The 26,506-nt window shown below is 47.9% G+C and carries 23 protein-coding genes, 2 tRNA genes and 1 pseudogene; 16 read left to right on the forward strand and 10 right to left on the reverse strand.

The window, feature by feature from the left end; genetic code table 11:
• Positions 1-111 precede the first annotated feature (111 nt).
• Genes ACO6V5_RS04710 through ACO6V5_RS04720 form a run of 3 tightly spaced genes read left to right on the forward strand, consistent with a single transcriptional unit; the run spans position 112 to position 3,910 of the window.
• The gene (locus ACO6V5_RS04710; RefSeq protein ID WP_422409279.1) at positions 112-729 is read left to right on the forward strand and encodes a peptidylprolyl isomerase; all 618 of its coding nucleotides are present in this window, start codon (positions 112-114) and stop codon (positions 727-729) included.
• Between the two features lie 57 nt (positions 730-786).
• Entirely contained in the window at positions 787-1,716 is a 930-nt protein-coding gene (locus tag ACO6V5_RS04715) for a sulfurtransferase (RefSeq protein WP_422409281.1), read from the forward strand.
• A complete protein-coding gene (locus ACO6V5_RS04720; protein WP_422409283.1) occupies positions 1,709-3,910 on the forward strand; it encodes a tRNA(Met) cytidine acetyltransferase TmcA in 2,202 nt (733 codons plus the stop codon). The genes ACO6V5_RS04715 and ACO6V5_RS04720 overlap by 8 nt, the downstream gene beginning before the upstream one ends.
• A gap of 4 nt (positions 3,911-3,914) precedes the next feature.
• Here the strand turns inward: ACO6V5_RS04720 and ACO6V5_RS04725 are convergent, their stop codons facing one another.
• The gene (locus tag ACO6V5_RS04725; RefSeq protein WP_422409285.1) at positions 3,915-4,157 is read right to left on the reverse strand and encodes a hypothetical protein; all 243 of its coding nucleotides are present in this window, start codon (positions 4,155-4,157) and stop codon (positions 3,915-3,917) included.
• 317 nt (positions 4,158-4,474) lie between these two features.
• Here ACO6V5_RS04725 and ACO6V5_RS04730 point away from each other — a divergent pair, with 317 nt between their 5' ends.
• Positions 4,475-4,732: a GrxA family glutaredoxin gene (locus ACO6V5_RS04730; protein ID WP_422134098.1), complete on the forward strand. Its 258-nt coding sequence runs from the start codon at positions 4,475-4,477 to the stop codon at positions 4,730-4,732.
• Between the two features lie 67 nt (positions 4,733-4,799).
• Here the strand turns inward: ACO6V5_RS04730 and ACO6V5_RS04735 are convergent, their stop codons facing one another.
• From ACO6V5_RS04735 to pdxH, 3 genes are all read right to left on the reverse strand, one after another.
• Complete coding sequence (locus ACO6V5_RS04735; RefSeq protein ID WP_422134097.1) at positions 4,800-5,231, reverse strand: hypothetical protein; 432 nt, start codon at positions 5,229-5,231, stop codon at positions 4,800-4,802.
• A 162-nt stretch (positions 5,232-5,393) separates the two neighbouring features.
• On the reverse strand, positions 5,394-6,290 hold the full coding sequence (locus ACO6V5_RS04740; protein WP_422134096.1) for a DNA replication terminus site-binding protein: 897 nt from the start codon (positions 6,288-6,290) through the stop codon (positions 5,394-5,396).
• Positions 6,287-6,922 carry a pyridoxamine 5'-phosphate oxidase gene (gene pdxH, locus ACO6V5_RS04745; protein WP_422134095.1) on the reverse strand — a complete coding sequence of 212 codons (636 nt, stop codon included), beginning with the start codon at positions 6,920-6,922 and terminating at the stop codon, positions 6,287-6,289. The genes ACO6V5_RS04740 and pdxH overlap by 4 nt, the downstream gene beginning before the upstream one ends.
• Before the next feature lie 683 nt (positions 6,923-7,605).
• Between pdxH and ACO6V5_RS04750 the strand changes: the two genes are divergently transcribed.
• The 7 genes and pseudogenes from ACO6V5_RS04750 to ACO6V5_RS04780 all read left to right on the forward strand — a co-directional run bounded on the left by ACO6V5_RS04750 (position 7,606) and on the right by ACO6V5_RS04780 (position 16,444).
• Positions 7,606-9,165 carry an AbgT family transporter gene (locus ACO6V5_RS04750; protein WP_422409288.1) on the forward strand — a complete coding sequence of 520 codons (1,560 nt, stop codon included), beginning with the start codon at positions 7,606-7,608 and terminating at the stop codon, positions 9,163-9,165.
• Between the two features lie 552 nt (positions 9,166-9,717).
• Positions 9,718-12,519: an insulinase family protein gene (locus ACO6V5_RS04755; protein ID WP_422409290.1), complete on the forward strand. Its 2,802-nt coding sequence runs from the start codon at positions 9,718-9,720 to the stop codon at positions 12,517-12,519.
• 135 nt (positions 12,520-12,654) lie between these two features.
• Positions 12,655-12,888, forward strand: coding sequence for a CopG family ribbon-helix-helix protein (locus tag ACO6V5_RS04760; RefSeq protein ID WP_422134092.1), 234 nt, complete (start codon positions 12,655-12,657; stop codon positions 12,886-12,888).
• Positions 12,878-13,168, forward strand: a complete 291-nt coding sequence (locus ACO6V5_RS04765) for a type II toxin-antitoxin system RelE/ParE family toxin (RefSeq protein WP_422134091.1) — start codon at positions 12,878-12,880, stop codon at positions 13,166-13,168. The genes ACO6V5_RS04760 and ACO6V5_RS04765 overlap by 11 nt, the downstream gene beginning before the upstream one ends.
• A 143-nt stretch (positions 13,169-13,311) precedes the next feature.
• Positions 13,312-14,355: pseudogene (locus ACO6V5_RS04770) on the forward strand (2-hydroxycarboxylate transporter family protein); the annotation flags it as partial.
• Between the two features lie 134 nt (positions 14,356-14,489).
• The gene (locus ACO6V5_RS04775; protein ID WP_422409292.1) at positions 14,490-15,590 is read left to right on the forward strand and encodes an enoyl-CoA hydratase/isomerase family protein; all 1,101 of its coding nucleotides are present in this window, start codon (positions 14,490-14,492) and stop codon (positions 15,588-15,590) included.
• 122 nt (positions 15,591-15,712) lie between these two features.
• The gene (locus ACO6V5_RS04780; RefSeq protein ID WP_422134089.1) at positions 15,713-16,444 is read left to right on the forward strand and encodes an SDR family NAD(P)-dependent oxidoreductase; all 732 of its coding nucleotides are present in this window, start codon (positions 15,713-15,715) and stop codon (positions 16,442-16,444) included.
• Between the two features lie 177 nt (positions 16,445-16,621).
• On the opposite strand, the gene ACO6V5_RS04785 is transcribed toward ACO6V5_RS04780, so the two are convergent.
• From ACO6V5_RS04785 to ACO6V5_RS04795, 3 genes are read right to left on the reverse strand one after another with little or no spacing between them, the layout of a single operon-like run.
• Positions 16,622-17,299: a type 1 glutamine amidotransferase domain-containing protein gene (locus ACO6V5_RS04785; RefSeq protein WP_422134088.1), complete on the reverse strand. Its 678-nt coding sequence runs from the start codon at positions 17,297-17,299 to the stop codon at positions 16,622-16,624.
• A gap of 18 nt (positions 17,300-17,317) precedes the next feature.
• A complete protein-coding gene (locus ACO6V5_RS04790; protein WP_422134087.1) occupies positions 17,318-18,475 on the reverse strand; it encodes an iron-containing alcohol dehydrogenase in 1,158 nt (385 codons plus the stop codon).
• Between the two features lie 18 nt (positions 18,476-18,493).
• Positions 18,494-19,504, reverse strand: a complete 1,011-nt coding sequence (locus tag ACO6V5_RS04795) for an NADP-dependent oxidoreductase (protein ID WP_422409295.1) — start codon at positions 19,502-19,504, stop codon at positions 18,494-18,496.
• A 98-nt stretch (positions 19,505-19,602) separates the two neighbouring features.
• On the opposite strand from ACO6V5_RS04795, the gene ACO6V5_RS04800 reads away from it, so the two are divergent.
• Together ACO6V5_RS04800 and ACO6V5_RS04805 are read left to right on the forward strand one after the other, a co-directional pair.
• Positions 19,603-20,547, forward strand: coding sequence for a LysR family transcriptional regulator (locus tag ACO6V5_RS04800; RefSeq protein WP_422134085.1), 945 nt, complete (start codon positions 19,603-19,605; stop codon positions 20,545-20,547).
• Between the two features lie 102 nt (positions 20,548-20,649).
• A complete protein-coding gene (locus ACO6V5_RS04805; RefSeq protein WP_422134084.1) occupies positions 20,650-20,964 on the forward strand; it encodes a hypothetical protein in 315 nt (104 codons plus the stop codon).
• Positions 20,965-21,123: 159 nt separating this feature from the next.
• Here the strand turns inward: ACO6V5_RS04805 and ACO6V5_RS04810 are convergent, their stop codons facing one another.
• Positions 21,124-21,588 carry a hypothetical protein gene (locus tag ACO6V5_RS04810; protein WP_422134083.1) on the reverse strand — a complete coding sequence of 155 codons (465 nt, stop codon included), beginning with the start codon at positions 21,586-21,588 and terminating at the stop codon, positions 21,124-21,126.
• Between the two features lie 212 nt (positions 21,589-21,800).
• Between ACO6V5_RS04810 and ACO6V5_RS04815 the strand changes: the two genes are divergently transcribed.
• A complete protein-coding gene (locus ACO6V5_RS04815) occupies positions 21,801-24,746 on the forward strand; it encodes a TatD family hydrolase (protein ID WP_422441859.1) in 2,946 nt (981 codons plus the stop codon).
• A 122-nt stretch (positions 24,747-24,868) separates the two neighbouring features.
• Here the strand turns inward: ACO6V5_RS04815 and ACO6V5_RS04820 are convergent.
• Both ACO6V5_RS04820 and ACO6V5_RS04825 read right to left on the reverse strand, forming a co-directional pair.
• A tRNA-Ser gene (locus ACO6V5_RS04820) sits at positions 24,869-24,959 on the reverse strand.
• Positions 24,960-25,043: 84 nt separating this feature from the next.
• A tRNA-Ser gene (locus ACO6V5_RS04825) sits at positions 25,044-25,134 on the reverse strand.
• A gap of 238 nt (positions 25,135-25,372) precedes the next feature.
• Between ACO6V5_RS04825 and ACO6V5_RS04830 the strand changes: the two genes are divergently transcribed.
• Together ACO6V5_RS04830 and tusD are read left to right on the forward strand one after the other, a co-directional pair.
• The gene (locus tag ACO6V5_RS04830; protein ID WP_317146175.1) at positions 25,373-26,044 is read left to right on the forward strand and encodes a Bax inhibitor-1/YccA family protein; all 672 of its coding nucleotides are present in this window, start codon (positions 25,373-25,375) and stop codon (positions 26,042-26,044) included.
• A 67-nt stretch (positions 26,045-26,111) separates the two neighbouring features.
• On the forward strand, positions 26,112-26,504 hold the full coding sequence (gene tusD, locus ACO6V5_RS04835) for a sulfurtransferase complex subunit TusD (RefSeq protein WP_422134081.1): 393 nt from the start codon (positions 26,112-26,114) through the stop codon (positions 26,502-26,504).
• Positions 26,505-26,506 lie beyond the last annotated feature (2 nt).

The following is a 26,506-nucleotide window of genomic DNA, read 5'->3' on the forward strand; positions in this document are numbered from 1 at the left end:
AGCAAACAGAAAATGAAGAAATGTTTACTTTTTCTCCGTGTCAGACTATAGCCTTAACGACGAATCCAGTAGGATAACGACCTTAATCATCTTTCTTATGGGTTAATGCCAGTGTTAAATGCAATCAAAAGGGTTCTGACGCTATCTTTTTTACTCTTTGCCAGTCAGCTGCTGGCAGAGCAAAAAACAACAGCTCCAGATAAACCTGCTTCAGAAGCTGTGCAGCCTGTTGATGTAGTGATCAAGACCAGCAAAGGTGATATGACAGTTCGCCTGAATCCCGAGAGGGCCCCCGCCACCGTAGAGAACTTTCTCGCTTATGTAGACCAAGGGTTCTATGAAGGTCTGGTTTTTCACCGAGTGATGCCTGGCTTTATGATTCAGGGCGGTGGCATGACCGCAGATATGAGTCAAAAGCCGACGGATGTACCTATCACGAATGAGTCTGGTAATGGCCTCAGGAACAGTCGTGGCACTGTCGCTATGGCAAGAACCTCTGACCCGGACAGCGCTACCTCTCAGTTCTTCATTAATCTCGTTAATAATGATTTTTTGAATGATCGTCCGGGTCGTCCGGGCTATGCAGTGTTTGGAGAGGTGATTAAAGGTGACGAGGTTATGGATTCTATAGCTTCCGTGAAAACCGGGAATAGAGGGCCTCATGCAAATGTTCCTGTTGACCCGATCACCATTCTGGCAGTTGAAAGAGTCAGAACGGCCCCCAATTAAGTAAAACAGCTATAAGCGTCGCTGTTACCCCAATAACTATCAGGTAAATAAGGTTCCATGAAGCGTTGGGCAAAAAATTGTCTGTTAATCATCTTGTTGCCGGTTATCACAGCCTGCGACAGCTTTTGGAATAGCAGGCTGGCATTAAAATCTGTTGATCAACCTGAGATGGAAGCATTGGTCCGGGAGCAGGGCTGGGTCCTGGTCGATGTTCGAGACAGTAACTGGTACAACGGGTGGCCTTCGGGTAATGATCCGGATGGGGGGCATATTCCGGGTGCCCGAAACTTTGACCTGGCTTTGATGACAGCCGACCCTGAACCTGTTCAGAACCTTTTGGCCAGTAAGGGAATATCGCCTGACAACAATATCGTTGTTTATGGTCGCGACAAGCAGGATGCCCAGGTGCTCGCCCAGTGGCTGGTGGATGAGCAGGGCTTTAATGAGGATCGGATTCGTGTGTTTGAAGCAGGCTTTTCTTCCTGGCTGACCCAGGGTGGCAAGCCTGCCAAGTTGCCGGGTTATGAGCGACTGGTTACACCTGAGTGGCTGGATGAGCAGCTTAAGGCAAATTCCGATCTTATGGTACTGGATGTCTCCTGGGGCAGGGGGGCTCGCTATGTCGTTGAGCATATTCCCGGTGCCCTGCATGTTGAAACCGGCAGCCTGGAGTCGATTATCAAGGAGTCAAAAAAACTGGTGTCGGTCCTGCTCAGGCTGGGTATCACTAAAGATACGCCTATAGTCGTTTATGGCGATGATATGATTGCCGCTGCACGAGTTTTGTTTGTTCTTCAATATGCCGGTGTCAAAGATGTACGACTTCTCAATGGTGGACTTAAAGCCTGGACGGGTTCAGGCTTCCCGGTGGAAAGAGGCATTAACCACGCGACACCTGCCAGACAGTTTGGTAGCCGTATTCCTGCTGATTCTGAACTATGGATAGTGACGTTGGCATTAGAAAAAATTGCGGCGGCAAATGGATAAAGTTGAGTCTATCCTGAGGCAGGCGGCTGAAAACAATCATCGTGCTCTATTGGTTTTATCCGGGACAGAAGTCTGGGCACAGCAGCAGGCTGAATGCCTGTTTCAAAATGCGCTCCTGTGCTCAAATAATCCGGAGTTACAAGCTCTTTGGGTAGGTGAGCGCAAGCGGGGAAATGAAAACTCGATCTCTGCATCTAAAGCTACAAGCTGGTTAGGGCGTGAGATTGACTTCCTGGTATTTAACGCCTTTTCCGGTTTTGATGTCGATGCCTTTGGTCAACTCAGTGGTGCTTTGAAAGGGGGAGGGCTTTTCGTACTTCTGGTGCCAGACCTGGATAACTGGCCAGATTACTGCGACCCGGACCATAAAAGACTTACTGTTTACCCCTATCAGCCTGAGCAGATCGGGGGGCTCTATCTGAAAAGGCTGGCAAACCTTATCAAGTCTGAAACGACGCTCTCTCTGTTATGCGAGAACAGCGATGCTCGATGGCAACAAACTGTTTGTTACACCGATTTATCTGATTCTTATCAAGCTGGATCAAAAGGCGACAGTGCTTGTAGAACATGGGATCAATCCGGGGCTGTTGAAGCTATTCTTCGCGTGGCAAAAGGCCATCGGCGTCGTCCATTAGTGCTGACTGCAGATCGTGGTCGGGGCAAGAGTGCTGCACTGGGTATTGCCTCCGCCCGCTTACTGCAATCGGGGCTTTCAAGGATATGGGTAACGGCACCCTCTCTGACTTCTGCCGAAGTCGTCTTTAATACCGCTGAATCATTGCTTGATGGGTGTGAAGTCCACCGGGGAAAACTGCTTTGGGAAGGCAGTATACTTGAATTCAAAGCACCCGACGAACTCCTGCATCCTGATGATGACTCTGGTTGCGACCTAATGCTGGTCGATGAAGCCGCTGCTATCCCGGTGCCACTGTTGACCCAATTGTTAAGGAATCATTCCAGAATCGTTTTCTCATCCACCCAGCATGGCTATGAAGGAACGGGCAGGGGTTTTGCCATCAAGTTCAAGTCAACACTGTCTGAACTGACGCCAAAATGGCAGGGTCTGCATCTGAAACAGCCGATCCGTTGGGCTGGTAATGATCCTTTCGAGGCGTTTGTTTTCAGAGCGTTGATGCTGAATGCCTCACCTGTTTCGGAGGAAATGATAGAGGGTGCAGGTATTGAGAACTGTTCATTTGATCGTCTTGAATCGACTCAACTGATTCATGACGATCAGCTGCTGACGGATGTGTTTGGTCTGCTGGTATTCGCCCATTATCGAACCCGTCCTTTTGATCTCAGGCATTTACTGGATGGCCCGAATATCGAGGTGCACTGCCTCAGGTATCAGGAACGTGTCGTGGCAACGGCGTTAATGGCGCTGGAAGGTGGCATTGAAGACAACTTGCAGGAAGCGGTCTGGCTTGGGCAGCGCAGGGTTCGGGGTCATCTTATTCCACAGTCTCTCAGTAATCATTGTGGTTTTCCGGAGGCTTCAGGCTTTAAAGGTTTGAGGGTTATTCGAATTGCGGTACATCCTTCATTGCAGGGGAATGGGCTCGGCACTCATCTGTTGAAATGCATTGAAGAGCAGGCAAAGCTCAGAAAACTGGATTATCTGGGCAGTAGTTTTGGTGCAACCTCAGAACTGGCGTCTTTTTGGGGAGGTTCGGGCTATCTTCCTGTTCGTGTGGGTATTACCCGTGAAGCGGCCAGTGGCTGTTATTCAGTGATGGTTTTGAAGTCACTGAATGAAGCATTTTGTCTTCTTGTTAAAGAAATGCAGTGTCGTTTTACTTCAGGTTTTCTGATCCAGCTGCCCGGGGTATTCAGAGAAATGGCTCCTGATCTGGCTCGAGTGATACTTCACTTGAGTCATTCAAACATTGAATCGGTTCTGGATCAGCGAGATCAGATGGATCTGAAATCTCTTGTCTGTTCGGATCGTCTGTTTGAAAGTTGTCTGTCTGCCATTCGCTCCCTCCTTTTATCAAAAATTTCTGACAGCTCTGTCTCTAAGGTCGCTTTGAATGTCTTAATAGCCAAAGTACTTCAGTTGAATGACTGGTCGGAGATAGCCAGGGCGAATGGCCTGACGGGCAGAAAGCAGGCCGTTCAATTTTTAAAGCAATGTGTCCGGGGCTTATGTACGCAACAAAAAATCGCTGAAAGCCAGAGTAGCTCCCAGCTTTAAGGAGTCAATCAGAGAAATTTGAGCATTTAACCACGCCGCCAAAGTTCTCTTTCTTGCAAAGCTTAACGTTTCCGTTTTCAGAATCCAGAACCCATATTCTGTGATCCTGATCTTTACTCTGGACGGGGTAAGCTACAAACCTGCCTGTAATGATGCTTCTTAAAGAATCCGCCGCCCAGACTGCGCCACTGAATAAAGCGGCAGCCAAAATAATCATCAGATAGTTCTTTGGATAGTTCTTTTTCATAAATGATACTTCCTCAGCTCTTGAAAATGGTTGACATCAATGCAAGCTCATTGGCCAGGTACTTATATATAGACAACAAAAAAAAGTAATCGTTCACCGCTGAAAGTCCAGTCTGCTCTATGAGAGGCGTCTGGGAGAACGGGGCAATCCGTTGTTGAAGCCGGACTGACAGGCAATAAGGAGGTTCGGCAATGACGGATAGACTTTCTCTATCAAACCGTTAAAAAATACTGATTTCAGGCATTACACTGACTCGTTTATAGTCAGTGGCATCCTTTTATATGAATTTGAATCCTGATTAGAGTTAGGTGGATTTTATGGATCGTTTTACCGTTTTTGGACGTCCGGGCTGTGGCTACTGTGTACGGGCTAAAGAAGTACTGGAAAGCCGTGGACTGCCCATGCTGTATGTGGATATTCATGCGGAAGGTATCACCAAGGCAGATCTGGAAAAAACCGTTGGAAAGCCGGTTGAAACCGTGCCTCAGATCTTTCACGGTCAAAAGTACATTGGCGGTTACACAGAGTTGGCTGCCTATTTGAGAGAAGAGTTGGTGGAATCCCTGCAAGGCTGAGGTCAACAGTCAGCCGCTGGACCAGCGCCAGCTGCTGCACAACCACTGCAACCAATGAGCCTTTGCGCTAGTGAAAGTGCCAGTTGATGATAAAGACGCTGACAATAGTGGTTATCAAACTGAGAAAGGTAATGATGTATTGCCGGGTGAAGGAACCCATTTCGGCTCGAGCATCGGTAATTTCAGCACGTACACCGGCTATCTCTTTATGCAGCTCAGTACGCACACCGGCTATTTCCCTATGCATCTCAGTGCGCAAGGCACTGATATCCGAACTCAGTGACTGATAATTGCGCTCACTCTGCAGCTGTATCTGCATAATGGCTTCCTGCATGATCAGGATATCCTTTTTACTGGCATTGTATTCCGGATCAAGGGAAGCACTGACCTTACTGGCCAGTTCTTCATCAATGCCAATACGCTTGAGCTCTGAAAATAACGACTTTTCCATAACCACCCCGACAAAAACTGAAAAAACAGCATAGATCAGGGATGACATTATGACCAGCTGGCATGACTAGACCGCAGACCCATTTTTCAACAGGCCGACGATGCCGAAAAAGAACGTCTGTGCAACCATTACCGGGATCAGAATCTGGCCCCTGCCATTGCCATGGAAAACCGGGCCGGAGCGAAAAGCATTTTTGATGAGCAGGCACGTTCAGGCATATTTATAAATTCGAGAGTGCGGGTTTTCCGAGATTTTCACCAGTCTGGTGTCACTGCGTGTGAGTCGCTCCTGTTTGGCAGAGGGGTCAAAAGGTTTGATCCGGTTGAACTCTGGTAATGGCTGGCCTTTTTCCAGCTGGACAAAAACAGGCAGGGGCGTATTGATCTGGCCAGGATAGAGTTTGCGAAAATCTTTATCCGTTTTTCTCAGTTGCTCAATATCCTTTGCCCAGGTCAGGTTGGCACGCAGATGAGGGCTCAGCATTCTTTTAATAATAACGGTCTCAGCGGCAGGCATCTGCTCAAGCATCTGGATGTCTGTCTGGATGGCGTTGGAAGTCAGGTATTTCTTGCGCAGGTGATCAATCGCCTCATTTGCAGAAAGCTTCACAGAGCCGCTGTGGTGGGCTGCCCAGCTGAAGCCAATGCGACGGGGTGGAGTCTCAAAGAGTTTTAGTTGACGGTAACTCTGGACGAAATGTATGTGGGCAAACTGCAAGCCGCCGAGCATTTTTTCCCTGATCTCGTCCGAGGTTTCTTCAATGGCCTCAATACTGTCTCCGTAGAGTTTCCTGAACTCGGACATAGCCTGTTTGAAGTTTTCCCGGGCTTCGTTAAGTTTTATACCCGTCTGCAGCGTTTCTTTGGCAATGCCAACTATTCCGGGCAGTCGGGCTGTTTCCTGTTTGTTTTGTTGATCGGTATAGATCAGTCGGGTGCTGGTTTCTGCCGCCAGAGCACGGTCATTCTTGTCTTCGTCCGGGGATTTCATAACCCAAACGGGCAGGAGCTGGTCATCATAGACCTGATCACGAAACTGTCTGTTGACGGTCACCATATGAATCAGGGTGTCTCTGACGGCAATCCTGGCCGCCGTCTTCTGACTCATGGTGACAGCCTTTCTATTGACCAGTTGGATTCTGTTCGTTTAAACAGGAAACGGTCGTGCAGACGATTGGGGCGCCCCTGCCAGAATTCTATGGCTTCAGGGATGATCCGATAGCCCCCCCAGAAATCCGGTAAAGGAACCTTGCCTTCCTTGAATTTTCTTTTCATTTCTTCCAGCTTCATCTCAAGCACTTTTCTGCCAGTGATGACTGAACTCTGCTGTGAAACCCAGGCTCCTAACTGGCTGCCGTGAGGGCGGCTGGCGAAATATTTTAGCGAGTCGGTTTTGGAAATCTTTTCGGCCCGACCCCGAACAGTGACCTGTCTTTCCAGGGCAACCCAGGGAAACATAATGGCTACATTGGGGTTGTCGGCAATGTCCTGAGCCTTGCGACTGCTGTAGTTGGTGAAAAAGACAAAGCCTTCGGGGCTTACGTATTTCAGCAGGACGGTGCGCAGGCTGGGTAAACCATCTCTGGATGTTGTTGCCAGGCTCATGGCGTTGGGTTCGGGCAGTTGTGCTTCGACCGCTTGTTGAAACCACAGGTCAAACTGTTGGAATGGATCGGGATCAAGAGAGTCCAGATCGAGACCCGCCTGAGTGTAATTCTCTCGCAGATGGCTGATATCCATGTTCATACTTCGCTGATGCAGTGAGTTTATTGTATATGAACCGGTCAGGTCGTGAAACCGCTGTCAAATCTGGTCAGTGGAGTTGTACTTAAGACCTGAATCCTTGCATTGGGCTTGTCGAAGTGCGATACCATTTTGGGTATTAATTAATAGAAAATGATTAACGACACCGTTAACCTAATGCCCTGATTACACGTGTTTTTTTAAAAGGCCGCATTTGTGAATAGGGTATTACTTTGTTTTTATTTGAAGTTCTGGTTTATTTCTCGTTGTGCGAGTTTTTATTGGTTGAAAGTACTGTGTTCATTGGTATTAATACGATTTGTTGAGCTGGTCTATATCAATGAGAATACAGCCTCTTGTTCAAGATTATAATAGTGTGTGGGGGCAGATGCTTGAAGGTGGAAGAGTTTCATCTCTGAGGGTTTTTCTCCGTCGATGCGGTGAACGGACCACAGAACTCACTTCATGCCCTGTCCCTTGAGGTAGGGTAATTGATTTAATCCAAGTCATTCTGACTGAAATTAAAGTCAAACATACTTAATACCTTAATCCTGTCTTTCCAATTCCTTTCAGAAGGGAAGGGCCCTCAGGCCATTGGCTTCCTGTACCCTGAGAAAGGGCAAATGAAAAATACAAATACCTGGTTAGGTATTTAACTCTTGTTAAACAGGCTGGTTTTAATGAGCACAACGTCAACGGTCGCACCTTCTGCCAATGACGGCAAGAAGTCCATTATTGAAAGAATCGGAAAAAAAATACCTGACCCGGTCATCATCTTTATCTGGTTATTCGGCCTGACTCTGGCAGGTTCTTTCCTGATGGGAGGCCACAGCTTTGAAGTTATGGGCGCTGATGGTGGTCAGATTGTTCATACTGTCAAAAACATGCTGACCACAGAAAATGTCCGCTGGATGTTTGAAAATGCCATTCTGACAAACTGGTTGTCCTTTGGTCACGGCGTTCTTGGCATCATCCTGATTGTTATGTTGGGGGTCGGTGTTGCAGAAGACTCTGGTCTTCTATCCACCCTGATCAAGAAGGCCGGTCTTAAAGTGAACGATAAATACCTGCCTGCTTTGCTGGTATTCATTGGCATCATGAGCAGTGTAGCCACCGATGCCGGTTATCTGGTTCTGATTCCACTGGCAGGCCTTTTGTATGCGGGCCTCGGCAAGAATCCTCTGATTGGCATGGCGGCTGCGTTTGCCGGTGTCTCTGCCGGGTTCAGTGCGAATCTGCTGCCTGCTACTCCGGTGGATGTTATCGTTGGTGTCAATGCTCAGATTTTTGCTGAATCTCAGGGAGTGCCTTTCACTAACGCAGCCGGTGAAGCACTAACGCCTGCCACCATGCACTATTTCTTTATTTTTGCATCGACTTTTATCCTGGCGACTGTGGGTGCCTGGGTGACCCACAAGTTTGTTACTCCCAAACTTGAGAAAATGGATTATCAGATACCTGAAGATCTGGATATCACCAATTTCGAACTCACCAAAGCTGAGAACAAGGGCCTGAAGGCCGCATTTTTTGGCCTGCTGGTTTCCATTGCCATTATGACAGGTCTGGCAATGGGGCCGCTGGCTGAATACACCAATGAAGCCGGTAAGGTGGTCAACCCATTCCTTAATAACATCATCCTGATGATTACCATGACTTTCCTCATTGTGGGTGTTTGCTATGGCAAATCGACAGGTAAATTCAAGGTTATGCAGGATGTTATCAGTGCCATGGTCAAGCAGATGAATACTGTCGGCTATGTACTGGTGTTGACCTTCTTCTGCTACAACTTTCTGGCCCTGTTGAGCTTTACCGGACTGGGGACCTACATTACCTTTCTGGGAGCGAGTTTCCTTCAGTTCCTGGGGTTGGATAATTTCCCAATTCTCTTGATCATTGGCTTCATTATCACCACTGCAGTCATCAACCTGTTTGTCGGCGGCCTGACATCCAAGTGGATGCTGCTGGGTCCAATCTTCGTACCTATGCTTTACCAGGCTAACCCGGCGATGACTCCTGATCTGGTGGCCGCAGCATTCCGTGTTGCTGACTCTTCCACCAACATTATTACACCGATGATGACTTATGCGGGTGTTATTCTGGCCTTTATGAGGAAGTACAAGCCAGATCTGTCCATTGGTGACATGATCGGAATCATGATGCCTTATTCCATTGCCTTTATCACTATCTGGACGACTGCATTGATAGGGTTCTTCGCCTTCAATATTCCCCTGGGCTTCTGATCCCTCAAAGAAGAAAACCAGCCTTCAGGGCTGGTTTTCTTTATTTTCAAATCTTCAGCGCAACAGGGCGTTAGAAAGTTTGATTGGTATAAGTACTCAACCATACGAAATCATATTTTCTGACTTATTGTTCAGGCACTCGCGGCAACTGCTCCTGCGTTGCTCTAGCTCCTGCATCCATGCAGTCGTGATGCGTTGCAACTCTGGTCACATAGCTTGCTATGTGCCCGTCGTTGCGCCTTGCAGAGCACCTGCCCAATAAGCCAGAAATATTCGATTCCGTGTGGCTGAGTACTTAATACTCGAACCTTTAATCCTTTCTGTGGTACAAGTGTAATTAGATTACGACTGCTACTTTTGTACTCTGGTTTAAAATCTTGACGAATAGAAAAATAGATATAAATACAGGCACCCTTTGTACGTGCGTCTATACGGACATCTTTGCGAACAGTAAAAGGATGGTAAATTGGCTGTCTCAGTGCTTGATAATTAGCCCTGTCTGCAGAAAGTATTCAGCTGGGATCAAGACCTTTAGAAGGTGTGGGAACTTTTATGCTACGAAAGCACATGTCTCTGATTGTGGGAGTGCTGGCAACGATACTGGCAAGTGGGTGTACAGTGACAGCTGAACGAGATGCAATGGAAAAAAGTCGGGTGGTGGTGAAAAGTCCAGCGGATGATCGGGACTATCGTTTTGTCGAGTTGGACAATGGTCTCAAGGCTCTTCTGATTTCTGATCCGGATACCGATAAGGCCGCTGCCGCAGTGGATGTGAAAGTGGGTAGTTTCCAGGACCCGGACAATCGTCTGGGGCTGGCTCATTTTCTTGAACATATGTTATTTCTGGGCAATGAAAAATACCCGGAAGTGGATGGGTATTTTGAATACATCCGTGCCAATGGCGGCAGTGCCAATGCCTATACGGCTGATACCCGAACCAATTATTTCTTCGATATTAACAGTGACAAGCTGAGACCTGCGCTGGATCAGCTGGCACAGTTTTTTGTCTCCCCTACGCTGGATCCTGCTTATGTTGATCGTGAGCGTAATGCCGTTGATTCAGAATATAAGCTTCATGCCAATGAAGATGGCTGGCGTCTGATGACAGCTCAGAATGCTACTTCAAATCCGGCTCACCCTCGCAGTCGTTTCAATATCGGCAGTCTGGAAACCCTTGCCAATGAAGACGGCAGGTCACTCTGGAAAGACCTTAAGAGGTTTCACGATGCCTACTATGTAGCCGAGAATATCGGAGTTGTTATCTATGGCAGGGAATCAACAGATGTTCTGGAAAATTGGTTAAAAGAGTCTTTTGCCGGAGTACCTGAAGGCCAGTCGCCGGATACTCATATTGGTCTTGCTCCCTATACACCTGAGCAGCTGGGTGTTCGTATTGATCTGGTACCTCTAAAAGACGTCCGGGTACTCTCTTTGAGCTTTCCAATGCCCAGTCAATATGAGAATTACCGCAAGAAGCCTCTGGGCTATCTGGCGAGAATACTGGGTTATGAAGGTGAGGGCAGTCTGCACAGTTATTTGAAGGAGCGTGGTCTGATAGAGTCGCTGTCTTCTTATTCCAGCCATTTACCCGGAGAGTTCAGTGAGTTCACGGTTCGAATGGAGTTGACTCCAAAAGGTCTGGAGCAGGTCGACGAGATGACTGCCCTGGTGTTTGATTATCTGGATCTGGTTCGCAAACAGGGTTTGGAGCTCCGGATATACGAGGAAGCTCGTCAGCTGGCAGAACTGGGATTCCGTTACCAGGAAGATGCCAATCCACAGCAGACCGCATCCGGACTGGCTTCTCGCATTCACGATATCCCGCCTCAGGATATTTTGCGGACCAGCTACCTCTACGAAGACTTTGATCGCGAGCTGATCAGTGATCTGCTTGATCAAATGAAGCCTTCGAACATGAGGCAGGTTGTTATTGCCAGAGGCATTGAAACGGATCAGGTCGAGCCCTATTTCAAGACTCATTACAGTATCAAACCTCTGTCTGATACCCTGGTGAAGCGACTTTTATCGCCTCAGGTTCATGCAGAAATGACCATTCCCGAGCCTAATGACTTTATTGCCCGGGATTTGAAGCTGCGTGAAAGCAGTTCCGGTGATAAGCCCGGGGTGTTACTGGAAGAGCCCGGCTTTCAAGTCTGGAGTATGACAGACAGCAGCTTTGAAGTGCCCAAAGCCAATGTTCGCATCAAGATATCCTCCGGGAAGGCTTCCGAAACAGAAGCCGATCTTGTAGAGATGCAACTCTACAGCGTCCTCCTGAGACGAAGTCTGAATGAATACGGCTACCCAGCCAAAGAAGCGGGCCTGAACTACGGTGTTTCATCCAGCCGGGAAGGGCTGACCATTGCGCTGTCTGGCTATCAGGATAAGCAGGAGCTTCTGCTAAAAGACATTCTCAAGGCCATCAGGCAGTTCAACCCCGATCAGGCCGGTTTTGACCAGGAGAAGGCGCTGCTGATCAGAAGGCTCAAAAACAAGCAGTTCCAGCCACCCTATCGACTGGGTATGGATCGTTTGAGCCAGGAACTTTATCCCACCTATCGTGACGATAAGACGTTACTGGCAGCCGCTGAAAAGGTGACCTTCAGTGATGTTAAACAGTTTGCCAGTGACTTCTATCGTTCGATTTATATCCAGATGCTGGTCCATGGAAACCACAGTTCACAAGAGGCTATGAAGCTGGCTGAGCTGGTGGAAAAAGCTTTGTTAACGAAAGACAACCGTGGCCGTCAATTCAGGCAGCCTCTTAATCTTCTGAAGGATAAGAAGCGCACCATCAAGACTGACTTTAACCACAATGACTCTCTCTATATCACTTACTACCAGCGCCCTGGTACTGATGACAGAGATCGTGCCGTATACTCCCTGCTGGGCAGACTGCTGGCGACTCCCTTCTTCAACCAGTTGCGGACAGAGCAGCAGCTGGGATACATCGTCTTTGCCGGTCCCCGTCCTGTTGAACGTCATCCTGGCTTAATCTTTGTGGTGCAGTCTCCTGTGCTGGGGCCGGAAGGTATCGAGGAGAAGGTAGAAGTCTTCCTGAAGGGCCAGAAAGAGAAGATGAAATCCCTGACCGATGAAGAGTTGGAGCAGTATCGTCAGGGCCTGTTGGGTGATCTTTTGAAGAAAGATGCCAACCTGGATGAGCGCAGCTCCCGTTTCTGGCAATCCCTGGATGGTCAGGAAGCCGGTTTTGATTTCCAGAAGCTCATTGCTGAAGAAGTGAAGACCGTCTCTGTTGAAGAGATTCAGCAGGCGCTGGATACCGTTCTAGAAGATAAGGGAAGATTGACCGTTGAGTCTGTTGGCAAGGCCCAGACGGACCGGGAAAGCTGAGTTCTCGTATCCAGGCCAGACGATTTATCTGGTTTGGATTTATCTCAGAAAAATAATTGGCTATGGACTTTTCTTGCAGGTGTACTATTTTGTGTACATGCGAACACAATGGAGGCACACAATATGAATTCCACTATGACAATCAGGCTTGAAGACAGTCTCAAAGATCGTTTGGAAAAGCTTTCTGAGGCCATGCAAAGATCAAAATCCTTTCTCGCAGCGGAGGCAATCAAAGATTTTGTGGAACTCAATGAGTGGCAGGTGGATGAGATAAAGCTTGCTGTTAAGGAAGCAAATTCAGAAGAATTCGCTAGCGATCAAGAGGTTCAGGGGCTTTTTGATCGCTGGGGGCTAGAGAATGGAGAGTAAGTGGCTTAGAAAAGCACTAGAAAGTCTGAATAATGAATTAGATTACATTTCACATGATGATCCAGCAGCGGCACAAAAAATTTTGGAGAGAATACACAAGGCCGTTTTAAGTCTTGCTGATAATCCTTCAGCGGGTCGAGCTGGAAGGGTTTCTGGGACAAGAGAGTTGGTTGTGCCAAACACAAGGTATGTTGTTCCTTATCGTGTTAGGCTCGACCTCGAGAGAGTAGAGATACTGAGGGTTTTCCATTGTTCACGCAGGCCACCCAAAAATTGGTAAAAATAGGTAAGAAGTAATTAGTGTCGCCAAATTATCCTCCACAGCCACACTTTTCTTAAACCCCACCTTAAGAATCTACCGGTTTTTCTGCCTGAAAGAAATGTCTCCCCGAAAGAGCGCCACTATCCCCCTGTGACAGCGTCTCTGATTTTGTCCGAAATCAGGGTTTTCTCACTTTGTTTATATCAGGTCTTATTACCGGCAGTTTGTTCGGTATGGACAGGCAGCTGCTGCTGCGATCAGCACTCTGGTATTTACCGGTGATCGTCGGCGGTTTTCTGGGTGCCATTACTCTGGTGGTGCTGGCAGGTATGCTCATTGGTACTGGCTTTGTTGAAGCGGTCTTCTATGTTGGATTACCCATCTTGGGTGCCGGTATGGGCGCTGGAGCTGTCCCGCTGGCAGAGATCTTTGCCAATATTCTGAACTCCGACGCTACGACGGTTTTGTCAAAAATGGTTCCGGCGGTTGTACTGGGTAATCTGGTCGCCATTATTGCAGCGGGGTTGCTGGAAAGGCTGGGAAAGATCAAGCCCGGTCTGACAGGCAATGGCAAACTGATGAAAAGTCAGAAGGCCACTCTCCATGAAGAGCCCCATGAAGAGCCTCATGAAGAGCGCCATGAAGAGCGTCATGAAGATAAAGTCGAGCCTGTTCCCGATCTGGCGAAGATAGGGATCGGACTTTTTGTTGCGAGCGGTTTCTACGTTTTGGGTTATTTGCTCAGTCTGTTCATTTCTCTGCATCCTTACGCCTTAATGATTTTCTCTGTCGGCCTTGTCAAAGCGCTGGGAGTGTTTCCTTCCAGCGTTGAAGAAGGAGCTGCTCTGTGGGGCGATTTTATGGTGATGTCTCTTACGCCTGCTTTACTTGCCTGTATAGGAATAGGCTTTACGGATCTTCATCAGATTGCACAAGTGATCTCTTTGCAGTATTTCATTCTGGTAGTGACGACTGTCACAGGGGCCATACTGGGTGCAGGACTGGCTGGAAAAATACTGGGTTTTTATCCCATAGAAGCCTCTGTAACGGCGGGGCTGTGTATGGCAAATATGGGGGGAACCGGAGATGTGGCGGTATTATCAGCCAGCCGTCGTATGTATCTCATGCCTTATGCACAGGTCTCTTCAAGAATAGGAGGGGCCTTTATTTTGCTATCGGCAAATGCACTGGTGTGGTTGATGTAGATCAGATCAGGTTTGAAAAGCCCACGTTGGTCTCATATAGTGGATCAGTGAGAGAACTACCTATCCAGTGACCCTGGGTGAGCACAGAATAACGATTGAACGGTTTATCGCCGGTCATTGCAGGAGAAGAAGAAATGACCAAAAAGGTCCTATTTGACAGGCTCGATACAGCCTCCGGGCATAAAGTTGGTGTTATCACTCTGAATGCTGAGGGCAATCTTAACTCTCTCGACAAAGCGATGTTAGACAGCCTTTATGAACAATTCAGTGAATGGCAGGAAGACAACAAAATCGTCTGTATTTTTCTTCAGGGGGCTGGGGAAAAAGCGTTTTGTGCGGGTGGAGATGTCCGTTCTCTCAGGCAAAGTGTTCTTGATGGGGATACCAGTGCCCCGGGGCAGTTTTTTGAAAAAGAATACCGTCTTGACTACCTGATTCATACCTACCGAAAACCCGTGATCTGCTGGGGTAACGGAGTCATTATGGGGGGCGGTTTTGGCCTCATGGCCGGGGCAGACTTTCGTGTAGTGACCGACACTTCTGTTATGGCCATGCCTGAAATTACGATAGGACTTTATCCGGATGTCGGTGGTTCATGGATCTTGAATCGCCTGCCCGCAAAAATTGGTCTGTTTATGGCTTTGACCGGGTGTCGTTTAAATCCTGCGGATGCTATGTACCTGGGTCTGGCTAACCGATTTATTGATCATGCCTTTAGAAAAAATGTGCTGGAATCACTTCAGGAGGCTGACTGGTCCGGAGACCATTATCAGGTGACCTCTGATGTTGTTCAATATTATGCAGATAACAGTGCTGGCTGGTTGCCTTACTCCAAGATCAGGGAACACCGTGATTTAATAGCCCGAATGATGGACAAGTCAAACTTTTCGGCGATCATTGCTGATCTGAAAGCGCTGGAAACAGAAGACAGCTGGCTTGAGCAGGCACGTAATATAGCTCTGACGGGTTCGGCTCTGTCGGCTGTGGTTGCCTACGAGCAATTTAAAAAGAGTCGGCATGTCTCTTTGAAGGAAGTCTTTCAGAGTGAACTCTTGCTCTCCATCAACTGTGTGCTGAAAGGCGATTTTCAGGAAGGGGTCAGAGCGCTTCTGGTGGATAAGGATAATCAGCCACAATGGGCTTATCCAGTGATTGAAGAGGTTCCTCAGGAAAAAGTAGTCGAAATGTTTACCCCTCCCTGGGGAGAGTCAGCCAATCCATTGTCTAATCTCTGATGAATGTCGGTAGCAGGTTCCCATGTGGAGCGCGGGAGCCAGTTAAATTGATTATTGCGATAAAATGTGATCCAGATTCACCGGAATGCGTAGGATGAGTGACGCATCTAATTGAGGCTTCTATGAAAATACTGGTTGCTGGTGGCAGTGGTGGAATTGGTCGGGCCTTTGTCGAAGAGATCGTGCATGAAATGCCAGAAGCGCAAGTACATGCCACTTTTTTCAGAAGCTCTCCGGATTCCAAAAACTCTCCAGAAAATAATAATTCCGTAAACTCCGTTCAATGGCACAGGTCAGACCTTACCGATGCCGATTCCGTTGAACAGCTTGCCGATAGCGTTGGGCCAATTGACTGGATTATCAATGCTTCGGGAATGCTGCATACTCCCACTCAGATGCCTGAAAAATCGATTACTCAGATAGATTCAGATTTTTTTCACAAAACAATGGCAGTGAATGTTCTGTCGACACTTTTTTTGGCCCGTTACTTCCTGAAAAATTTTAAGGGCAGTGAATGCCCCCGGTTTGTTGCACTGTCTGCAAGGGTGGGTAGTATTGAAGATAACAGGGTGGGGGGTTGGTACAGCTACAGGGCATCGAAATCGGCTCTTAATATGGTGTTGAAAACACTCAGCCATGAGTGGCGAAGAAAAAAGCCCGATGGTTGTATTGTGGCCATTCATCCCGGAACGGTAGATACTCAGCTTACCGAGCCATTTAAAAAAAATGTTCCACCGGAAAAGCTCTTCTCTTCGCAGCACTCAGCCCAGAGGATGTTGGAGGTGATTCTTCGTTTAAGTTCTGAGCAGACTGGTCAGTTTCTGGCATACGACGGCTCCCTGATTCCCTGGTAGTTAATTAGTATTGATTTTCCCGGATAGTCAGAGGCATTGATAGTCAGAGGCATTGTTGGTCAGAGGCATTGTTGGTCAGAGGCATTGTTGGTCAGGTTACTTCATAAGAGAAGAGAGTGGCTGTTTCCAAAGCCTGCTTTGAAAAGAGAATACCAAAGCAGGCCCTGAATGCCAGCGTCAGCTAAGCATCGACAGGACAACTTCTGCAACAGCTTCTGAAGAAGCTGGATTTTGCCCAGTTACCAGTAAACCATCGGTAATACAGTAGGGTGACCAGTCATCTCCCTGGCTGTATTGGCCTCCCTTGTTTTTGAGCTCATCTTCCAGAAGAAAGGGAACCACATCGGTTAAACCTACAGCGGCCTCTTCGCTGTTGCTGAAACCGGTGACTCTCTTGCCACTGATCAGTGGTGTATTGTCTCCTTTCTTTGCATTCAGCAAAACGGCTGGTGCATGACATACGGCAGAGACAGGCTTCCCCTGTTTCGCGAATGCTTCTATCAGGGCTATAGAGTTTTTGTCATGGGCCAGATCCCATAAAGGGCCATGGCCACCCGGATAAAAGATGGCATCGTATTCGTCAGCAGAAACCTCAGACAGCTTTAAGGTATTTGACAGCTTGTTTTTCAGGGCACCGTCCGAATCAAACCTTTTTGTGGCTGCAGTCTGAGAGTCCGGCTGGGCACTTTTAGGGTCAATGGGCGGCTGGCCACCCTTCGGGGATGCGAGGGTTACCTCGGCATTGTGATCCGCAAACACATAGTAGGGCGCTGCAAACTCCTCGATCCAGAAACCCGTTTTCTCACCTGTATCTCCCAGCTTGTCATGGGATGTCAGGACGAATAACACCTTCATAAGTTCATCTCCATATGGTCAGGCGGCATGCCTGAGAATTTTGGTGGCAACTTCAGGAGTAATATTCTGCTTTTCTCCCAGTGCAGTCATTTTGTGCCGTTTCAGCTGATCAACAAGGTCAGCGATGGCGCTTTCCTCAATGCCATAATCGGACAAACGCGTTTTAATACCCATCTGTTCAAAGAATTCGCGGGTTTTGCTGATGGCTGAATCCATCTTCTCCTGGTCGTTGCCTTCCTTAATACCCCAGATCCTGTCAGCATACTGAAGCAGCTTGGACGCTTTCTCTTCTCTCATGACATGCATCACTGAGGGGAGCACGATGGCCAGTGTCTGGGCATGGTCGAGGCCAAACAGGGCAGTGATCTCGTGGCCAATCATATGAGTAGACCAGTCATGGGGCACACCCACGCCAATCAGACCATTCAAGGCCTGATTTGCAGCCCACATGATGGTGGCTCTGGATTCATATTCCTGGGGTTGTTTGAGTACAACCGGGCCTTGCTCAATCAGGGTTAACAGCAAACCTTCGGCATAGCGATCCTGAACAGGGGCATTTTCGCGGGTCGTCAGATACTGCTCCATTACGTGGACAAAGGCGTCTACGACACCGTTAGCGGTCTGGCCTTGCGGAAGGCTATAAGTGGTTTCCGGATCCAGCACAGTAAATTGTGGAAAGACTTCGGGGCTGCTAAAAGCCAACTTGTCATTGGTGGCTCTGCGGGTAATAACTGACCCTGAGTTACTTTCCGAGCCTGTTGCCGGAAGGGTAAGAACGTTGCCAGCAGGTATGGCCTGATGAATCCTGGCGTGCTCACTGAGAATGGTCCAGGGATCTCCTTCAAATGGAATGGCTGCGGCAATAAACTTTGTGCCATCAATGACCGAGCCACCACCTACGGCCAACAAGAAATCAATGTTTTCCTGTTTTGCCAGAGCAACCGCTTCCATCAGTGTTTCAAAGGAAGGGTTAGGCTCAATACCGCCAAACTCGGTAATGGACGTATGCTCTTTCAGGGCTTCCCTGACTTGATCAAGAGTGCCGTTCTTTTTAATGCTACCACCGCCATAGGTGATCAGAATTCTGGCATTACGAGGGACTTCATCAGCAATACGGGCGATCATGCCTTTGCCAAAGTGAATGCGTGTTGGGTTGTGAAATGAAAAGTTTTTCATGATTAAACCTAATACTGATTAGCTGAGTTTAACGAGCATTTTGCCGGTATTAATGCCAGAGAAAAGCCCGAGAAAAGCTTCAGGGGCCTGCTCGATACCTTCAAAAACCGTTTCTTTCCAGGAGATCTTGCCTTCCTGTATCCAGTGGCCCATCTGTTGGACAAACTCGGGGTAATGCTCCCAATGTTCGAACACAATAAAGCCCTGCATTTTCAGTTTTTTTACAATTATCTGAGCCAGATTGGCTGGTCCGGGAACAGGAGCAGTTGAGTTGTATTGATCGATCATGCCGCATACAGCTATACGTCCATGATCGTTCATTAGATTGAGGGCGGCTTCAAGTTGCTGGCCGCCGACATTGTCAAAATAGACATCAATGCCTTCAGGGCAGGCTTCGGCAATGGCATTCGCCAGGTCAGGTACGGTCTTGTAATTGACCACTGCATCGACTTTCAATTCTTCCTGCAGGTAACGGGCTTTATCATCGGAGCCAACACTGCCGACAACATAACAACCCTTGAGCTTTGCAATCTGGCAGACGGTCGACCCTACTGCTCCGGATGCAGCAGAAACAAAAACACGGTCACCTTTTTTCAGTTCTGCAATTTGTGTTAATCCCACCCAGGCTGTCATGCCAGGCATACCCATTATTCCCAGGAAGGCCTGATCGTCAATTTCTGTCTGGGGTAGCAATTGAAGGTCTTTATCATCAGAAATGAAATACTCGCGCCAGCCTTTCATGCTGGACACTTTGCTACCTGTCGGCAGGGATGGATTTCGTGACTCTATGACTTCGCCGATGGCTGCACCTTCGAGGGTGGCATCCAATGCAAAGGGTGGCACATAGCTTTTGCGATCGACCATGCGTCCACGCATGTAGGGGTCAACAGACATCCAAAGGTTTTTAACCAGAACTTCACCCTCTTTCAGCTCTGCAACGGGCTGAGAAACCAGTTTGAAGCAGGTGCTGTCTGGCAAACCTTCGGGGCGTCTGGCAAGATGAATCTCGCAATTTTTCTCTATAAACATGAACGAATGTCCTGAAACAGATAGTTCAGGGGATAATTTATCGTTGTACTCAATATGACTCCAATGCATCATTGTTATATTGATCATGATTGTGAGTAATGAGTTTGCCTGTTGATAATCTGTCGTCTTCCGACTTAAATTTGCTGCCGGTGTTGCAGGTCCTGATGGAAGAGCGAAGTGTGACCCGTGCTGCTGGTCGATTAAATCTGACTCAGCCTGCCATCAGTCGAAGTCTGGCCAGACTTCGGGTACTTTTTGATGACCCTTTGTTCACCCGGACTCCCCAGGGGCTGGCACCGACACCACGGGCCCAGGGTATAGCCCTGGACTTGCAAAAATCATTGCAAGACATCAGCCAGTTAATTGAGCCTCCCCGTTTCATAGCGGCAGAGTCTGAGCACAGCTTTCGAATGGCCTCTTCAGATTATGGGGCTCACGTATTACTGCCTGAAGTCATCAGGAGGCTAAGTCGTGAGGCTCCGGGAATTTCGCTCGAAATTGTGCCCTGGCGTTCGCATTTGCTCCATCAGATGGATCAGCAGAATGTCGATCTGGCTGTCTGCTCTATCACTGACGCGCCGGCAATGATTCATGGGCGAGGAATAGGTCAAGACAAGTTTGCCTGTGTTGTCAGAGATTCACACCCTCTGCTGGAGCAGGGCATGGATATTGAGCGCTATGCCAGCCATTCCCACGCACTGATTACCATGGGGGGGGAGCGTAAGGGTGCTGTTGACTACCTGTTGGAAGAGCGGGGATTGTCCAGGCGAATTGCCCTGAGGGTGCCGCACTTTATTGCCGCACTGGCTCTGGTAGCCAATACCGATTATATATTGACAGCACCTTATGGGTTGGTGAGAAGCTGTGCCAGTCACTATGGATTGGCGATACTGCCTTTTCCCATGGAGCAAAAGCCTTTTACCTACTCAATCATCTGGCATGAGAGGTATATGAAAGAACCGGCTCATATCTGGTTCAGGCAGCTTGTTTATGAAGAGCTGACTCAAAAGATCAGTCGGCTTCAGCTTGAGTGCACGGTTTGAGCAGCTATGGTTGATAACGCAAATTTGAGAAGAAAAATTTCATTTCTTTGTTAATTTTCTGTCAATATGGGAAGCACACATAACAAACAGGGAGTGTTTGACATGAAGGCTAAGGGATTAGCACTATTGCTGATTTTATTGCCATTGCATTTGATGGCTGAACAGGTGGTAGATAATAAACGCTGTTCATCAGGTCTGGCCATCTATATCGCAGGTGATTATGCCAAAGCGTTTGAGGTACTCAAAGTAGAAGCCGACAATGGGCTGGACTGTGCTCAGCATTGGGTGGCCAGAATGTACCAGATGGGTCATGGTATTCCCATGAACAAAGAGCTTTCTGAAACCTATTATAAATTGGCCGCCGGTCAGGGATTTGAACAGTCCATTTTGCAGCTTGAGTTGTTGAAGAACAATTGAGAAGTGTTGCTGAAGAGTGTCTGGCGCAGCATAAGCATTTTCTCTGCAGCAGTGATAGCACGGAGTTATTGAAATGAAAAAAGCCTCTGACCACTTTTTATGCTGGTCAGGGGCTTTTTTTAATGGCGGAGGGTCAGGGGGCGAGTCTGTCCAGCTATCTCAATAGCTTAGGGCAATAGTTGTAGAGTAATATCCTCCCCGTGACACACTGTCATCATGATACGTCGAATACCAGTCTTTAATAAGATGGTCGGGGTCGGTACGTATCCATAAAAAAGGTAATTCGCTATCTGCGTGCTTGTACCACCTTATGAGTGCCTTATGTCCATGGACATCACTGACAGTGAAATCGAACCAGGACTGATGCCATGCGCAGTGAACAATCGACGAGGAATAGTATATATGTGTCACTGCTCCCGGCGGAACCCGGGTTCTAAGTCCATTGAAACCAATATCATCCATAGGATTATCATCCATACACTTACCGTCATCCGTGTGGATGGCCCAGTAGCTGTTATCTGTATTGCTTTTAAAATATAAAACAGCGGTTTTTGCCTGTGCAGCCGAACAAATTACCAGTGCGACAATCAATACAGCACAGCGTACATATTCTTTCTGTATCATGGTATTGACTCCAAAGAACAGGTTCATTGGGAAAATTTAGCATAGGGTGATACAGAAATATGAAGCCATTTTTGGGGGACCAGCGTTTTCTGACAGGTACGAAAATAAAAGGAAGATAAATTAAATATCTTCAAATTTAGGGTCTATTGTTATGTCTCAATTAATAAAGCCTGCAGGCAAATCCAATTATGAAAACAGCAAGATTTCTCACTATGACTCACCTGTTTCTCTTGTTCGTAGTGTCTGTCATTTTGCCGTTTGTTGCTCACAGTGCTGAATTTACCAACCTATTGAGCTGGACTGGCTGGTTGAGTTCCTCCAAAGCCATTAAAAAAAAGAGTGAGGCATCGGAAGGGATTAGCAAACTGTCATTTATAGGTGGCAGTCCGCCTCTTCATCTTAGTTATGATCGCAAGGCGTTTGACGAGAACATCAAAACAATTTCTGAACTGGAGAACAATCAGCTTTATATCATCCTCAATGGCCAACCAGGCGACTTGTTTAATTTTTGTTTCAGGACGCCACCTGCATTTTCAACGGGAAACTTGCCTTACCCCCCGGTAATTGCAGAGGCTCTGACGGGCCAGGCTATGCCGGATATACAAAACGGGGGAGTGAGGCTGGTTCCATTGGCGCCAGACAGTGATCGCTGGCAACATGAGTACTCGGCCAGTTGGCGCTTGCCGACAGGTAATAAGTCGCTGGTTCTGGCCATTGAAAACAATGACAATGGATGGGTTTTAGAGCCGGAATGTAGCGGTATAGTTTCAGAAAGCACTGGTTTACCGTCGCCTTCGAGAAGCAATATGTATGGCAGTATTACTTACGGAAACAAAAAAGCATCATTTGTCGAAATTTTTTTCCGAAGCAAACAAACTGTTAAAAATGGCCCTGATTATCTTGATGACAAAACGCGTTTAGATGGCCCTTTTTTAATACCCGGAGCCGCTGATAATGCTGATAACAGCCAGCCATTCGCAAGCTCTTCTGGTGGTAGCGGTTTTGGCGGTGGTGATGATTTAGACGATTTATTCAAGAAAAGGCCGGGAAACGGGTTGGCTCCACTTTACTCTTTTGAATGGGTGAGTGAACTGGTCAGCAGAATGGTGCTGGTGCCTGTCCCTGATACTGACGGTCAGACTGTTAAAAAACAGGTCTGGGATAACCGGATTGTGCTTAAAATCAGGCAGGGTTGGAATGAGCAGGCGATCATAATTTCGCAGGAACTGTGGAACAGGATAAGGGCGGCAAATCTTGAACGGAGTTCAGAACTTTTTCTGGCATTGTCCGGAAATCCCGCTAATCCGGAAGCTGCATTTGATCATTACCTGGGCAGCAACCCGGCACAATCGCTGCAACCAGAAGACTACAGTCGCTATGCAAAGCAAGAGTTCATCCTAAGTCCTAAACAATTACGAAGTGTATCTGTTTTTCCGGGCCATTGCCCCTCAGTGATCGGTTGCTCCGGAGAAACCGCTCAGGTTGAGAAGGCAATGGCTGACCTTAGTGTGAAACCACCGACCAATGCCCAATCTCAAAGAGGTTATGGTCGGCAAAATCAAGGCAGCCGCAGTGGAAGAAGGAGTGGAGGAGATGATGGGTCAGGAGGGTCACCCAACACCGGGTTATGCCAACATTGTAATAAACCTGCTGTAGCCTCCAATAAGTGTCTCAAATGCCTGAATCGTGAATCTCAACTCGATGAGCAGGAAGTGACTAAAGGATCGCCTCCTGTAATGAGAGGAGAAAAGAAAATACCGGAGCTTGTGGCAAAAGGTGTTGATAATTCAGCAGCGGCACATCCCTGGTATCAGTCATCAGAAACAAGCAAACTGAGCTCTGTAACTACGGACTCCGACGCTCACAGGAAAGATGTACAAAATGCCAGGCATCATTCTGACGGAAAGGGTTCGCAAGGAGACTGGGTGTTGGTCGCTGATTCACGGGCACGGAAAGGCAAAAAGAAAAAGCGCTCTGGTTTCGCGGGTAAGTCTGTTGCCGGGTATCCACCCTGTGCTACCCGTCATCGTAATAACCCAAGTCCGGGTGCAGCTCAGGGGCAGCAGGCTTTGGTTGACATAGGACTTAAGTTCCGATATCGCAAGAACTCAACCCGGGCCGGCTTGCAGCTGACTGATTCTGGCAGAGGTGATACTTCCACTGGTTTTCAGTTAACTCCTGCAAAAGAAGGGGCAAAAGTAAAACTGAAATCTCTGCTGGAGAGACCCCGGTATGATACTCCGCTGATAGATATTGGTGCCAATCTGGTCGGGAATAGTAGGTTTCAAAACTTGCACGCAGTTGTTGCTGATGCTGCCCGTTCGGGGGTCGGCACTATAATTTTAACCGGTGCATCTATCCCGATATCCAGACAGACCCAAAATGAGGTCATGAAATGGGGGAAATCCTCCCCTGTGCCAGGCAAAGCAACTGATCAGGCAACAGCTATTGCCGATTCCTCTGATGCCTCTCGATGTTCTTTATACTACACCGTGGGTTGTCATCCTCACGATGCCAAAGACTTTTTAAAAGAGGGTGGCATCCCGGCGATGAGAAAAATGCTCAAGAAGGATCGCAATCGCTGCGTCGCAGTGGGTGAGTGCGGGCTTGATTACGATCGAAATTACTCGCCTGAGAAAGATCAAAAAGAAGCTTTTCGGCAGCAGCTGGCACTGGCTGTAGAAATGAAAAAACCGTTGTTTTTGCATGAGCGTGACGCTCATGACGATTTCAAGGAAATTCTGGTGGATTATATTGAGCAACTGCCCGCGAAAAAAATGGCCTGCGTTCACTGTTTCACCGGCAATAGCGAGGCTCTGCAAGATTACATCGATCTGGGGTGCTCTATTGGAATTACAGGATGGATTGCTGGTGGCTGCAACAGAGATCTGGTGGAAGCATTGCGTACTGTTGGATGGGATGTTCTGCGGGATCGTCTGATGATTGAGACTGATGCACCATTTTTATGCCCCTTCCAGGTGATGCCCCGAAAAGATAATCCTGTGAAGGGTAGTAAAAAAAGAGTTGATAATGTTCCTGCTAATCTGCCCTATGTGGTCCATGCACTGAGTGTAGTACTGGGTGTAGATGCTGAAGAGATTGCTGCTGCAACCACCCGTAATGCCAGGGAGATATTCACTCTATTTGATGATGATTGAAAAATTCCGAAGATCTGGAGTCTTAAATAAAGCGTTCAGATAAGGATGTCTGAAGCAATAAGGTTTCAAACAAATGAAACTCGCAAACAGACCAGCATGATTCCAGACGTTTTCGTGATAGATGGCGGTGGGTCAGAGATTCGAACTCTGGGTAGGCTATTAACCTACGCCGGTTTTCAAGACCGGTGCTTTCAACCACTCAGCCAACCCACCGTATCAGGTGAAAATTCACAGTAAAGGCAAGCTGTCACCCAAGTAACTGCCTACAGATATCTGATTTCAAAGGAAATTTAAATATGGCGGAGGGACAGGGATTCGAACCCTGGGTGGGCTATTAACCCACGCCGGTTTTCAAGACCGGTGCTTTCAACCGCTCAGCCATCCCTCCGCAGCAACGGGAATGAATATTACCTGAAAACGATCAACTGTCAAACCCTTGAAAACCAAAGGATATCTCCTGAATGGAAAAATATTTATGGCAAAGCATCGGAAAAAGTAACGATTGTTACGATTTTGTAACGCCATCAGGGTACTGTGGGCATCATGTAAAACGAAGTTTTGGATATAGCCGACATGTTCAGCTCTGGTATACTCCTTATATATCTCCCAACGTGAGGAATAAAAAGATGGAACGAAAATCTACCGTTATAGCGTCAAGGCCGACACAGGTTGGCAGCGGCATTGAGATCAACAGTGTTTTGCGCAACACCTACCTGTTGCTGGGTATGACACTGCTATTCAGTGCATTTACTGCTGGTGTGGCCATGGCGCTGGAAATCAGCCGTATCACTGCCCTGGTGCTCAGCCTGGTAGGTTTTGGTCTGATTTTCGTTGTCAATAAAACCGCTGACTCAGGCAAAGGTCTGGTGGCTGTTTTTGCTTTCACCGGTGTTCTGGGCGCAGCCCTTGGCCCAATGCTGAACTTCTACCTGGCTCTGCCTAATGGTCCTTCTTTAGTGATGCAGGCTCTGGGTGGAACAGCCGTCGTATTCTTTGCCCTGTCAGCCTATGTGCTGGTTACCCGTAAAGACTTCTCATTTATGGGTGGTTTCCTTATGGTTGGCCTGATTGTGGCCGTAATCGCCAGTATCGCTCTGATCTTCTTCCAGATCCCGGCGGCATCTATGGCACTGTCTGCTGCCATTGTATTGCTGATGTCCGGTTTTATCCTGTTTGATACCAGCCGTATCATCCACGGCGGCGAAACTAACTATATCCGCGCTACCGTCTCTTTGTATCTGAATATCTACAATCTGTTTACGGCTCTGCTTTCTCTGCTGGGCATGTCTGACGACTAAGTATTCGATGGCCCATATAAATACCCCGGTATCCCCGGGGTATTTTTTTGTCGAAGGGAGTCTTTGAATGAAATACGCACTGGCTGTATATGGTGCTTCCGGCACCGGGCAGTCTTCACTGACAGCGCTTTCTTTTGCCAGGGCCCTGCTGGCTTGTGGCCATGAGATTATTCGGGTCTTTTTTTATCAGGAGGGTGTGCACAATGCTTCCAGCCTGGTTTCTCCACCACAGGATGAGGTGAATCTGCCAGAGCAATGGCAAAAGCTGATAACAGAGCAGGGTATTGATGCCGTTGTCTGCGTCGCAGCGGCTTTGCGCAGAGGTGTGGTGAATACTGAAGAAGCCGAAAGGTACGAACTGTCGGGAAGCAATCTCAGAGATGAGTACGATCTCTCGGGACTGGGTCAGTTAATTGAAGCGACGATTGTGGCCGATCGTCTGGTTACTTTTGGAGACTAAGC

This window comes from Endozoicomonas sp. ALD068 (assembly GCF_049310145.1).
Taxonomy (GTDB): Bacteria; Pseudomonadota; Gammaproteobacteria; order Pseudomonadales; family Endozoicomonadaceae; genus Endozoicomonas_A.